Raw genomic sequence first — 11,437 nt, 5'->3', positions numbered from 1 at the left:
GTCAGTCCCCCGCCGGGAGGGCAGCGGGGATCACGGCGCCCGGGTTCAGGAGCGCCTGCGGGTCGAGCTCGCGCTTGATCGCCGTGAGGATCCGCATCCCGGCCGGTCCGAGCTCCTGCGCCAGCCAGGGCGCGTGATCCCGTCCGACCGCGTGATGGTGGCTGATGGTGCCCCCGTGCGCGAGGATCGCGTCGTTCACGCGTGCCTTGACGGTCGTCCACACCGGGAGCGGATCGCTGCGGATCCCGGCCAGGACGGTGAAGTACAGCGACGCCCCCGTGGGGTACACGTGCGAGACGTGGCACATCACGGTCGACCGGGCCCCCGCGTCGCGGAAGCCCTCGCGCAGGGCGGTCTCGACCGCGGCCTTCAGCGTCGCGAGCCCCGTCCAGGTGGTGGCGGTCTCGAGGGTCTCGCAGAACACACCGGCGTCGAGCAGGGAGTCGCGCAGGTAGGGCCCGTCGAATCGGCCGGCCGCCCACTCCTCCGCATCCCCTGCGCCCGACGACGTCCCGCCCGCCGCGCGCAGCAGCGCGGTCGTCCGGGCGCGCCGCGCGCCGATGTCATCGCCCTCGTACACGGTCACGACGCTGGCGCCGCGCGCGATCGCCTTCCCGATCCGGCCGACCTGCGCGAGACCGACGGCGGTCTCGGCCTCGTCGGACAGACGGATCACGGTGGGACCCGCGCCGTGCTGCGCGACGCGGCGGAGTCCGTCGACCCCGTGCGCGAAGTCGGGGAACGACCATGACTCGAACACCCGCTCGGCCGGCACGGGGTGCACGCGCACGCGGACCTCGGTGATGACGCCGAAGATGCCCTCCGACCCCAGGAACAGCCGGATCAGGTCGGGTCCCGCGGCGGATCCGGGAGCCCGGCCGAGCTCGAGGTCGGCCGTCGGTGTCGCGACCCGGAGCCCGGTGACCATGGTGTCGAAGCGTCCGTACCCTGCGGAGTTCTGGCCCGACGAACGCGCGGCCGCGAAGCCGCCGATGGTCGCATAGCGGAAGCTCTGCGGGTAGTGTCCCAGCTCGAGCCCGTGCGCTGCCAGCTGCGCCTCGGCGTCGGGGCCGGTGGTCCCGGCCGCGAACACCGCCTCGCCGCTGAGCGCATCGACGCGCAGCAGGCCGCGCAGGCGGCGCAGATCCAGGCTGATCACGGCGCGGTGGGGTCCGCGCTCCGGATCGAGCGCGCCGACCACGCTCGTGCCCCCGCCGTAGGGGATCACCGCGATGTCGCGCTCCCCGGCCACGGCGAGGCATGCCATGACCTGAGCGTGGTCGGCGGGGAGCACGACCCCGTCCGGCACGCGTTGCTCGTGCTCGCGGCGCCGCAGCAGGTCCGGGGTGGAGCGCCCGCCGGCGTGACGGATCCTCGCCTCGTCCGCGTGGTCCACCCCGTCGACGCCGACGACGGCCGCGAACGCCGCCCGGTCGTCGTCGGTGAGCGCGCTCGGTCGGACGCGCACCTCCGCGAGCGACGGCGGCGGCGCAGGGCGGCGCACTCGCCCCAGCAGCAGCGGGATCAGGGCTCGCACGGCGCGCGGAAGCTCCTTCGCCTTCGCCGGATCACCCCAGCCGTTCCACCGCATGGGCTCCTGTTCGGCGGCCCTGCCGATCTCGTCCTGCATGCGTTACAGTGTGACACATCATGGAAGAACGTCAACCTGTCGGAGTCCCACCCGTGTGGGAACCGACGCAGACGCGGGTCCTCGACGCGGCCGACGAGCTCATCGTGCGCACCGGCATCCACGGGGTCACGATCGCCGCGCTCGCGCGCCGCTCCGGACTCAGCCGTCCGACGATCTACCGCACCTGGAGCGATGCCGACGACGTGGTGCGCGCCGCTCTGCTGCGGCGCGTCGGAACCCTCATCGGACGCTTCTCCGCGGTCGCGGACACCCGAGCCGCCCTGGTCGACGACATCCTGACGTTCACGGCCCTGTTCCGCGCCGACGACGTCTACGCCCGGCTGCTCGACGAGGAGCCGGAGGCCTTCACGCGCTACACGCTGCAGCGCGTCGGGTCGAGCCAACGGCTCATCCTCGGCTGGCTCGCCGCAGCCATCGGACGGGGCCAGAAGCACGGGTCCGTGCGGGCCGGAGCGCCCGAGGAGATCGCCGTGATGCTGCTCCTGATCGCCCAGTCGGCCGTGCTGTCGCACGCGACCGTGGCCGACCTGATCGACGAGGACGCGTGGGAGCGCGAGCTCCGCGCCGCCGTGGACGGACACCTGCGACCGTGACCGACCCGGCCACCGCCCTCCACGCCGCCCGCCGCCGACGCGATCTCGCCGCGGGAGCGGGGGAGACCTGCGACGTACTGGTGGTCGGCGGAGGCATCACCGGCGTCGGTGCGGCTCTCGACGCCGCCTCACGCGGACTCCGCGTCACACTGATCGAGGCCGAAGACCTCGCGTTCGGCACGAGCCGCTTCAGCTCGAAGCTGGTACACGGCGGACTGCGCTATCTCGCCACCGGGGATGTCGCCACCGCGAACGAGAGTGCGCTCGAACGACATCTACTGATGACGGTGATCGCGCCGCACCTCATCCGTCCGCTGCCGCAGCTGCTGCCGTTCGCCGCCGGGGTGACGCTCCGCCAGCGCTCCGCCGGTTCGATGGGCATGGCCATGGGCGACGCGCTGCGACTGCGCGCCAGGACGCCGCGTCGGGTGCTGCCACCGCCGCGACTGGTGGGGCCGCGCGAGGCCCAGCGGCTGTTCCCCGCTCTGCGTCGCCGTGACCTGCGCGGCGGCGTGCTCGGCTTCGACGGGCAGCTGGTCGATGACGCCGCGCTCGTGGTCGCTGTCGCACGGACGGCGGCGGGGCGGGGCGCGCGCATCCTCACACGGGTGCGGGCGGAGGAGCTGCACGACGGTGGAGCGACCGTCGTCGACACGCTCACGGGCGAGCGGCTCGAGCTGCGCGCCCGGGCCGTCGTGAACGCCACCGGCGTCTGGGCGGGAACGCTCGACGACAGCATCCGCGTGCGCCCGAGCCGCGGCACGCACCTCGTGCTCGACGCGGACGACCTGGGCCGCCCGACCGCGGCGTTGACCGTTCCCCGGGAGGGCTCGATCAGCCGCTACGTGTTCGCGCTGCCGCAGCGCCACGGGCGGGTGATCGTGGGACTGACCGACGAGGACGCCGCCGGGCCGGTCCCGCGCGTCGCCGCGCCCACCGAGCCCGAGATCGCGTCGCTGCTCGCCACGCTGAACCGACTGCTGGCGATCCCCCTCACGCGAGACCACGTCCGCGGGGCGTTCGCCGGGCTGCGGCCCCTGGTGGACAATGGCGCCGCGTCGTCCGCGGACGTGTCCCGGCGGCACCTGGTGCACATCTCTCCCGGCGGGTTCGTGTCGGTGCTCGGCGGGAAGCTCACGACCTACCGTCGGATGGCCGAGGACGCGGTCGACCTCGCCCTGCGTCACCGCGGGATCGACGCACCGCCCAGCAGCACCGCGGCTCTGCGGCTCGTGGAGGACACGGGCGCGCGGTGGGGTGCACCGGACGACACGTCGGATCCGCCCGCGCTCTCACGCGCCGCGGTCGAGTTCGCCGTGCGGTGCGAGGGCGCGCTCACCGCGGACGACGTCCTGGAACGACGCAGTCGCCTCGCGCTGGTCGCCGCCGACGCGGAGCGCGCACGACCGACCGTCGAGCACATTGTCACGGAGACCCTCGCCGATCTGGACTGATCCCGCCGCGGGCCCCGGATCAGTGGCGCTCGTGCAGCGGGAGGTCGATCGTACCGGTCTCTCCCGCGTGGCGCGCCTTGGGGATGCGCGTCCCGAGCACCTGCGCCACCACGTCCTGGGCGATCTTCGACGCGGTGAGCCCCGCATCCGCGAGGATCTGGTCGCGCGACGCGTGGTCGAGGAACTCGTCGGGCAGCCCCAGCTCGTCCACGGCCGTGTCGATCCCGGCCTCGCGCAGCACCTGGCGCACGCGCGTGCCGATGCCGCCGACGCGGATGCCGTCCTCCAGGGTGATGACCAGGCGATGACGAGCGGCGTGCTCGACGACCGACGGCTGCACCGGGATCGCCCAGCGCGGGTCGAGCACCGTCGCACCGATGCCCTGCGCGCGGAGGCGGTCCGCCACATCGAGGGCGAGCTCGGCGAACGGGCCGATCGCGACGATGAGCACGTCTTCGCTCTCCCCCCTGGCCAGCACGTCGACGCCGTCAGCGAGGCGCTCGATCGCCGGGAGGTCGGGCGCGACCTCCCCCTTCGGGAACCGGATCACGGTGGGCGCGTCCTCGACGGCGACCGCCTCGTCCAGCGCCTCGGTGAGTCGCACGCCGTCGCGCGGCGCGGCGATGCGGATGTGCGGCACGATCTGCAGCATCGCGAGGTCCCACATGCCGTGATGGCTCGGACCGTCGGGACCGGTGACCCCGGCCCGGTCGAGCACGAAGGTGACGCCGGCACGGTGCAGCGCGACGTCCATGAGCACCTGATCGAAGGCGCGGCCCATGAAGGTCGCGTACACCGCGACCACCGGGTGCAGTCCGCCGTAGGCGAGTCCGGCCGCCGAGGCCACGGCGTGCTGCTCGGCGATGCCCACGTCGTACACCCGATCCGGGAAGCGCTCTGCGAAGGGGGCCAGTCCGGTCGGCCGCAGCATCGCCGCGGTGATCGCGATCACGTCGGAGCGCCGTTCGCCCACGTCGACCAGCGCGTCGGAGAACACGTCGGTCCATCCGCGCCCGCCGGAAGACAGCGTCTCCCCGGTCGTGGGGTCGATGCGCCCGACCGCGTGGAACTGATCGGCGTCGTCGTCGCGCGCGGGCTGGTACCCGCGCCCCTTCTCGGTGATGGCGTGCACGATGACGGGCGCGCCGTACGACTTCGCGAGCTCCAGGGTCTCCAGCAGGGCCGGGAGGTCGTGGCCGTCCACCGGGCCGAGGTACTTGATGTCGAGGTTCGAGTAGAGGGCCTCGTTGTTCGTGAAGCGGGAGAGGAAGCCGTGCGTGCCACCCCGCACCCCACGGAACACGGCCCTGCCGACGGGGCCGAACGCGCGGAACAGACGGTCGGACTTGTGGTGGAGGTCCTTGTACGCGGCCGCCGTGCGGACCCGGTTCAGGTACCGCGACATCCCGCCGATCGTGGGTGCGTAGGAGCGGCCGTTGTCGTTGACGACGATCACCAGGTTGCGGTCGTTGTCGTCGGAGATGTTGTTCAGCGCCTCCCAGGTCATGCCGCCGGTGAGCGCACCGTCGCCCACGACCGCGACCACATGGCGGTCGGCGCGTCCGGTCGCGGTGAGGGCGCGGGACACGCCGTCTGCCCAGCTCAGCGAGCTCGAGGCGTGGGAGGACTCGACCACGTCGTGGGGGCTCTCGCCGCGCTGCGGGTAGCCGGCCAGACCGCCGCGCACGCGCAGTCCGGAGAAGTCCTGGCGCCCAGTGAGCAGCTTGTGCACGTAGGACTGATGCCCGGTGTCGAAGATGAAGGGGTCGTCGGGAGACGAGAACACGCGGTGGAGGGCGATGGTGAGCTCTACGACGCCGAGGTTCGGCCCCAGGTGGCCCCCGGTACGGGAGACGTTCTCGACGAGGAACGTGCGGATCTCGGAGGCGAGTTCTTCCAGTTGCTCTGGCGACAGGCGGTCCAGGTCGCGGGGTCCAGAGATGCTCGGAAGAATGGGCATCTGCGCCTCCTCACAGGCTTCGACAGAGACGCCCGTCACGGGTGCGAGCGCCTACCGATCCTACCTCGCGGAGTCGGAGAAGCCGCCGAGGACGACGCCCCCTTGACACGGCGAAGGGGCCCGTGTCCGTAGACCCGGGCCCCTCCGTGAGACGCGTCAGACGAGCGAGCGCAGCACGTACTGCAGGATGCCGCCGTTGCGGTAGTAGTCCGCCTCACCGGGGGTGTCGATGCGGACGACCGCGTCGAACTCGATCGGCTGCTTACCCTCGGGCGAGTGCTCGCTCGGGGTGGCGGTGACCTTGACCGTCTTCGGGGTGACGCCGTTGTTGAGCTCCTCGAGGCCCGTGATCGAGACGATCTCGGTGCCGTCGAGGCCCAGCGACTCCCAGCTCTCGCCCGCCGGGAACTGCAGCGGGACGACGCCCATGCCGATGAGGTTGGAGCGGTGGATGCGCTCGAAGCTCTCCGTGATCACGGCCTTGACGCCCAGCAGGCTCGTGCCCTTGGCCGCCCAGTCGCGCGACGAGCCGGAGCCGTACTCCTTGCCGCCGAACACGACGAGCGGGGTGCCCTGCTCGGCGTAGTTCATGCACGCGTCGTAGATGTACGACTGCGGACCGCCCGGCTGGGTGAAGTCGCGCGTGAACCCGCCCTCGACGACCTGACCATCGTTGACGGCCGAGACCATGAGGTTCTTCAGGCGGATGTTCGCGAACGTGCCGCGGATCATCACCTCGTGGTTGCCTCGGCGCGAGCCGAAGGAGTTGAAGTCCTTGCGGTCCACGCCGTGCTCGGTGAGGTACTGCGCCGCCGGGGTGCCCGGCTTGATGTTGCCGGCGGGCGAGATGTGATCGGTCGTGACCGAGTCGCCCAGGGTCGCCATGACGCGCGCGCCCTGGATGTCCTGCACCGGGGTGAGCTCCATCGTCATGCCGTCGAAGTACGGCGCCTTGCGCACGTAGGTCGAGTTCTCGTCCCACTGGAACGTGTCGTCGTCGGGCGTCGGCAGGTTGCGCCAGCGCTCGTCGCCGTCGAACACCGTGGCGTACTGCTTGATGAACTGGTCGCGCGAGATCGACGAGTCGACGATCTCCTGCACCTCCTCCGGCGACGGCCAGATGTCCTTGAGGAACACGTCGTTGCCGTCGGCGTCCTGACCCAGCGCGTCGGTGTCGAAGTCGAAGTGCATCGATCCGGCGAGGGCGTACGCGATGACCAGCGGCGGGCTGGCCAGGTAGTTCATCTTCACGTCGGGGCTGATCCGGCCCTCGAAGTTGCGGTTGCCGGAGAGGACGGCCGTCACGGCGAGGTCGTGCGAGTTGATCGCCTCCGACACCTCCTCGATCAGCGGGCCGGAGTTTCCGATGCAGATCGTGCAGCCGTAGCCGACGGTGTAGAAGCCGAGGCCCTCGAGATCCTTGTCGAGGCCGGACTTCTCGTAGTAGTCGGTGACGACCTTCGAGCCGGGGCCGAGCGTCGTCTTGACCCAGGGCTTCTGCTTCAGGCCCTTCTCGCGCGCCTTGCGTGCGAGCAGACCGGCCGCGATCATGACCGACGGGTTCGACGTGTTCGTGCACGACGTGATGGCGGCGAGGGTCACAGCGCCGTTGTCGAGGATGTACTTCTCGCCGTCCGGGGTGGTGACCGGCACCGGGTTGGAGGCGTTGACCGGGGCGCCGCTGCTGATGTGCACCGGACGCGTGGTCGGCTCCTCCTCGCCGGGGACCTGCCCGGGGTCGGACGCGGGGAACGAGTGCTTCGACTCGAGGTCGACGATGTCCTCGCTGGTCGAGGGCGAGGCGTAGGCCAGGATGTCCTGCTCGAACTGCGACTTGGCCTCGGACAGCAGGATGCGGTCCTGCGGACGCTTCGGGCCGGCGATCGACGGGACGACCGTGCCGAGGTCCAGCTCGAGGTACTCGCTGAACACGGGCTCGCGCGACGCGTCGTGCCAGAGCTGCTGCTCCTTGGCGTACGCCTCGACGAGCGCGACGGCTTCCTCGCTGCGGCCGGTGAGGCGCAGGTAGTCGAGCGTGACGTCGTCGATCGGGAAGATCGCGGCGGTGGAGCCGAACTCCGGCGACATGTTGCCGATCGTGGCGCGGTTCGCGAGCGGCACCGAGGCGACGCCCTCGCCGTAGAACTCGACGAACTTGCCGACCACGCCGTGCTTGCGCAGCATGTCGGTGATGGTGAGCACGACGTCGGTCGCGGTCACACCGGCGGGGATCTCGCCCGAGAGCTTGAAGCCCACGACGCGCGGGATGAGCATCGACACGGGCTGGCCGAGCATCGCGGCCTCGGCCTCGATGCCGCCGACGCCCCAGCCGAGCACGCCGAGACCGTTCACCATCGTGGTGTGCGAATCGGTGCCGACGCAGGTGTCGGGGTACGCGCGCAGCACGCCGCCGACCTCGCGGTCGTAGATGACCTTGGCCAGGTGCTCGATGTTCACCTGGTGGACGATGCCGGTGCCGGGCGGGACGACCTTGAAGTCGCTGAACGCCGTCTGGCCCCAGCGCAGGAACTGGTACCGCTCGCCGTTGCGCTCGTACTCGATTTCGACGTTGCGCTCGAGCGCGTTCTCGGTCCCGAAGAGGTCGGCGATGACGGAGTGGTCGATCACCATCTCGGCGGGCGAGAGGGGGTTGATCTTGTTGGCGTCGCCGCCGAGCGCCGTGACTGCCTCGCGCATCGTGGCGAGGTCGACGATGCAGGGCACGCCGGTGAAGTCCTGCATGACCACGCGCGCCGGCGTGAACTGGATCTCGGTGTTCGGCTCGGCGGTGGCATCCCACGAGCCGAGCGCCTCGATCTGCGCCTTCGTCACGTTCGCGCCATCCTCGGTGCGAAGCAGGTTCTCCAGCAGGACCTTGAGGCTGAAGGGAAGCTTGTCGAAACCGGGCACCGTGTCGATGCGGAAGATCTCGTAGTCGGTGCTGCCGACCGTCAGGGTGCTCTTGGCACCGAAGCTGTTCACCGTGGACACGAATCCGTCTCCTTCTATTCGGATGGGAGCGACAGGCGCCTCCATCTTGCTCGCCCGCGCACCCCGGCGGCTAGGAAGGCGGACCTAACCAGTCTGCTCCCCGCGACGCGTGGGCGAAAGCCTGCGATTTATCTTGATGTCGAGATAAATCTATCACGCCGCGGCGGCATCCTCGCGCGAAGGCGCGCGGGGATACAGCGCACGGACCACCAGCCAGGTGACCGCGATGAGCGGCGCGAACAACGGCAGTCCCATCACCAGCTTGAGCGTTCCGAGCGCCGTCACGTCGCCCGCGAGATACAGGGGGAACTGCACGGCCAGTCGCGCGAAGAAGAGGGCCGCCCACGCGATGCCGAGCCAGAAGAAGGCGCGACGCTTGCGGCGGTCCGTCCGCCACGCGGTGCCCTCGCCCATGAGGAAGCCGGCGGCCAGACCGATGACCGACCACCCGATGAGCGCCGACACGAGGATGGCCGACCCGTACACGGCGTTGGTGATGAGCCCGGGGACGAAGTTGTCCTCGCCGCGCCCGGTCCAGAGCGCCAGTCCTGCGGCGGCGACCGCGGCGATCAGGCCGCCGAGCGCCGCGGACGGTGGCGACTTCTGCACCAGGCGCACGATCGTGAAGATCGCGGCAAGCCCGACGGAGACGCCGAGCGGAAAAATCAGCGGCTGCGGGCGGAGGGTGAAGAGGATGACGAACGCGAGGCTCGGGAGCACCGATTCGACGATGCCGCGCCAGCCGCCCATCGCCGACCACACGACCGTGTGCGTGCTCGCGCTCTGCGCGGGATCGAGGCCCGCCTTCCTGGCCGCTCCCCCCAGCGCGGCACCCAGGATCTCCGACGCGGTCTGCGGGCGCTCCGGCTCCTCGGGAACCGGGGAGCTCACGCCGAGCCCGGGGTCGCCGGCATCTTCAGGGGGATGAGGTCACGCGGGGGCATGGGGGCGCCGCCACGCACGACGACGATGGAACGGAACAGGTCCTCCACCTTCGCGGCCGCCTCGGGATCGGACGCCGCCGCCCCGCCGATCACACCGCGCAGGAACCACCGCGGGCCGTCGATGCCGATGAAGCGTGCCAGACGCAGGCCGGAGCCCTCGGCCGCCGTGGCCGGGACCTCGGCGAGCAGCTCCTTGCCCAGCGGGCCCTCCCGCTCCTCGACCCGTCCGCCCTGCGCCTTCACCTGATCACGCAGCTGCACGCGGGTCTCGTCCCACAGACCGCCCGATCGGGGTGCCGCGAACGGCTGCACCTGCAACGAGGACTCCGCGTAGTCGAGTCCGACGGCGACGATGCGCTTGGACTGCTCCTCGACCTCGAGGCGCAGGTTCAGACCCTCGCGCGGAAGGATCTTGATCCCGCCGAGGTCGATGTACGGGCGGACCGGGTTCGCCTCGGAGTCGTCGAAAGGACCCTCCGTGGCGCGGTTCTCCGGCGCCGACTTGGAGGGGGTCGCGTTGTTGTCGCTCATCTCGCCTGTCCTGCTTCGTTCGCGGTGGCCTGTGCCTGGTAGCCGGTCGATCCGAATCCCCCGTCGCCCCTGACGCTGTCCGGGAGCTCCTCGACCGGCAGGAACCGGGCGCGGGTCACGGGCATCACGATGAGCTGGGCGATGCGATCGCCGACGGCCACATCGTACGCGCTGTGGATGTCCGTGTTGATCAGGCTCACCTTGATCTCACCCCGGTAGCCGGCGTCGACGGTGCCCGGTGCATTGACGATGGAGATCCCGTGCTTCGCCGCGAGACCACTGCGCGGAACGACGAAGGCCGCGTAGCCGTCCGGGAGGGCGATGCGCACGCCGGTCGGGACGAGAGCCCGCTCCCCCGGCTCCAGGTGCACGGCCTCCGCGGCGACCAGATCGGCGCCCGCGTCACCCGGGTGCGCATAGCCGGGGACCACTGCGGCGATAATGGGGACATCAACGGAATCGGTCACCCCATGAGGCTAATGCAGAACCCCGCCACCGCCGCACGTCCCCGCTACCGGGAGCGGCTCGCACCGAGCCTCTGGCTCCTCGTCACCGTCGCTCTCGCCGGACCGATGGTCTCGCTCATCTTCGTCCCGGTCGGATCGACGGTCGCGCTCGTCCTCGGCGCGCTGGTCTCCGCCGCGCTCGTCCTCGCGGTCATCGGTCTTGCCCCGGTCGTCTCGGTCGAGGACGGCGTGCTCCGCGCCGGTCGCGCGCACATCGACGTGACCCACCTCGGCGAACCGCTCGCGCTCGATGGAGCTGACGCACGTCACGCCAGAGGACCCGGACTCCCCGCCCGCGGGTGGCACCTCATCCGCGGCGGCATCGACGGCCTGGTCGTGGTGCCCAACCTCGACGACGCGGATCCGGTCGTGGCGTGGACCATCTCGACCCGCACCCCCGACCGCCTCGCTGCGGCGATCCGCGCCGCGAAAGGCTGAGCCACCCGCCAACGACAGCGCGCCCCTGACCGGATGGTCGGGGGCGCGTCATGCGTCGCTCGGAGGACTGCTCAGGCAGCGCACTCCTTGCAGATGGGGCCGTCGGGTCCCTCGTGGTCGAGCTGCGAACGGTGCTTCACGAGGAAGCAGCTCATGCACGTGAACTCGTCCTGCTGCGCGGGCAGCACGACGACGTCGAGCTCGAGGTCGGAGAGGTCCGCGCCCGGCAGGTCGAAGTTCGAGGGGTTGTCGGAGTCCTCGTCCCCCGTCGTGCCGGACAGCTTGTCCGGCACACGCTCCTTCAGGGCTTCGATCGACTCGGAGTCGTCTTCACTCTTTCGGGGAGCGTCGTAATCGGTTGCCATGCGG

10 protein-coding genes are annotated in these 11,437 nt (G+C 70.9%); 3 read left to right on the top strand and 7 right to left on the bottom strand.

Features of this window, described 5'->3' with window-relative positions:
• Nucleotide 1: 1 nt before the first annotated feature.
• Complete coding sequence (locus DW299_RS06550) at nucleotides 2-1,630, bottom strand: FAD-binding oxidoreductase (RefSeq protein ID WP_240745331.1); 1,629 nt, start codon at nucleotides 1,628-1,630, stop codon at nucleotides 2-4.
• 53 nt (nucleotides 1,631-1,683) lie between these two features.
• Here DW299_RS06550 and DW299_RS06545 point away from each other — a divergent pair, with 53 nt between their 5' ends.
• Nucleotides 1,684-2,244: a TetR/AcrR family transcriptional regulator gene (locus DW299_RS06545; protein WP_206251198.1), complete on the top strand. Its 561-nt coding sequence runs from the start codon at nucleotides 1,684-1,686 to the stop codon at nucleotides 2,242-2,244.
• On the top strand, nucleotides 2,241-3,698 hold the full coding sequence (locus tag DW299_RS06540; protein WP_136036101.1) for a glycerol-3-phosphate dehydrogenase/oxidase: 1,458 nt from the start codon (nucleotides 2,241-2,243) through the stop codon (nucleotides 3,696-3,698). Before DW299_RS06545 ends, DW299_RS06540 begins: the two co-directional genes overlap by 4 nt.
• A gap of 19 nt (nucleotides 3,699-3,717) precedes the next feature.
• Here DW299_RS06540 and dxs read toward each other — a convergent pair whose 3' ends face one another.
• From dxs to dut, 5 genes are all read right to left on the bottom strand, one after another.
• A complete protein-coding gene (gene dxs / locus DW299_RS06535; protein WP_136036100.1) occupies nucleotides 3,718-5,658 on the bottom strand; it encodes a 1-deoxy-D-xylulose-5-phosphate synthase in 1,941 nt (646 codons plus the stop codon).
• Between the two features lie 156 nt (nucleotides 5,659-5,814).
• A complete protein-coding gene (locus DW299_RS06530) occupies nucleotides 5,815-8,649 on the bottom strand; it encodes an aconitate hydratase (RefSeq protein ID WP_136036099.1) in 2,835 nt (944 codons plus the stop codon).
• A 153-nt stretch (nucleotides 8,650-8,802) separates the two neighbouring features.
• Nucleotides 8,803-9,540: a DUF3159 domain-containing protein gene (locus tag DW299_RS06525; protein ID WP_136036098.1), complete on the bottom strand. Its 738-nt coding sequence runs from the start codon at nucleotides 9,538-9,540 to the stop codon at nucleotides 8,803-8,805.
• Complete coding sequence (locus tag DW299_RS06520) at nucleotides 9,537-10,124, bottom strand: DUF3710 domain-containing protein (protein ID WP_136033035.1); 588 nt, start codon at nucleotides 10,122-10,124, stop codon at nucleotides 9,537-9,539. The genes DW299_RS06525 and DW299_RS06520 overlap by 4 nt, the downstream gene beginning before the upstream one ends.
• Complete coding sequence (gene dut, locus DW299_RS06515) at nucleotides 10,121-10,591, bottom strand: dUTP diphosphatase (protein WP_136033032.1); 471 nt, start codon at nucleotides 10,589-10,591, stop codon at nucleotides 10,121-10,123. Before dut ends, DW299_RS06520 begins: the two co-directional genes overlap by 4 nt.
• Before the next feature lie 12 nt (nucleotides 10,592-10,603).
• Between dut and DW299_RS06510 the strand changes: the two genes are divergently transcribed.
• A complete protein-coding gene (locus DW299_RS06510) occupies nucleotides 10,604-11,068 on the top strand; it encodes a DUF3093 domain-containing protein (RefSeq protein WP_136036097.1) in 465 nt (154 codons plus the stop codon).
• A 71-nt stretch (nucleotides 11,069-11,139) separates the two neighbouring features.
• On the opposite strand, the gene DW299_RS06505 is transcribed toward DW299_RS06510, so the two are convergent.
• Nucleotides 11,140-11,433 carry a DUF4193 domain-containing protein gene (locus DW299_RS06505; protein WP_025103572.1) on the bottom strand — a complete coding sequence of 98 codons (294 nt, stop codon included), beginning with the start codon at nucleotides 11,431-11,433 and terminating at the stop codon, nucleotides 11,140-11,142.
• Nucleotides 11,434-11,437 lie beyond the last annotated feature (4 nt).

This window comes from Microbacterium sp. K35 (assembly GCF_004794375.1).
Lineage (GTDB): Bacteria > Actinomycetota > Actinomycetes > Actinomycetales > Microbacteriaceae > Microbacterium > Microbacterium sufflavum.
The sequence above is the reverse complement of the archived record's forward strand: the minus strand, read 5'-3'. Positions and strand labels throughout refer to the sequence as shown.

What these genes read in the sequence shown, in the direction of transcription:
- DW299_RS06505 (WP_025103572.1), bottom strand. Translation starts at nt 11,433, where the DNA reads ATGGCAACCGATTACGACGCTCCCCGAAAGAGTGAAGACGACTCCGAG.
- DW299_RS06520 (WP_136033035.1), bottom strand. Translation starts at nt 10,124, where the DNA reads ATGAGCGACAACAACGCGACCCCCTCCAAGTCGGCGCCGGAGAACCGC.
- DW299_RS06550 (WP_240745331.1), bottom strand. Translation starts at nt 1,630, where the DNA reads ATGCAGGACGAGATCGGCAGGGCCGCCGAACAGGAGCCCATGCGGTGG.
- DW299_RS06510 (WP_136036097.1), top strand. Translation starts at nt 10,604, where the DNA reads ATGCAGAACCCCGCCACCGCCGCACGTCCCCGCTACCGGGAGCGGCTC.
- dxs (WP_136036100.1), bottom strand. Translation starts at nt 5,658, where the DNA reads ATGCCCATTCTTCCGAGCATCTCTGGACCCCGCGACCTGGACCGCCTG.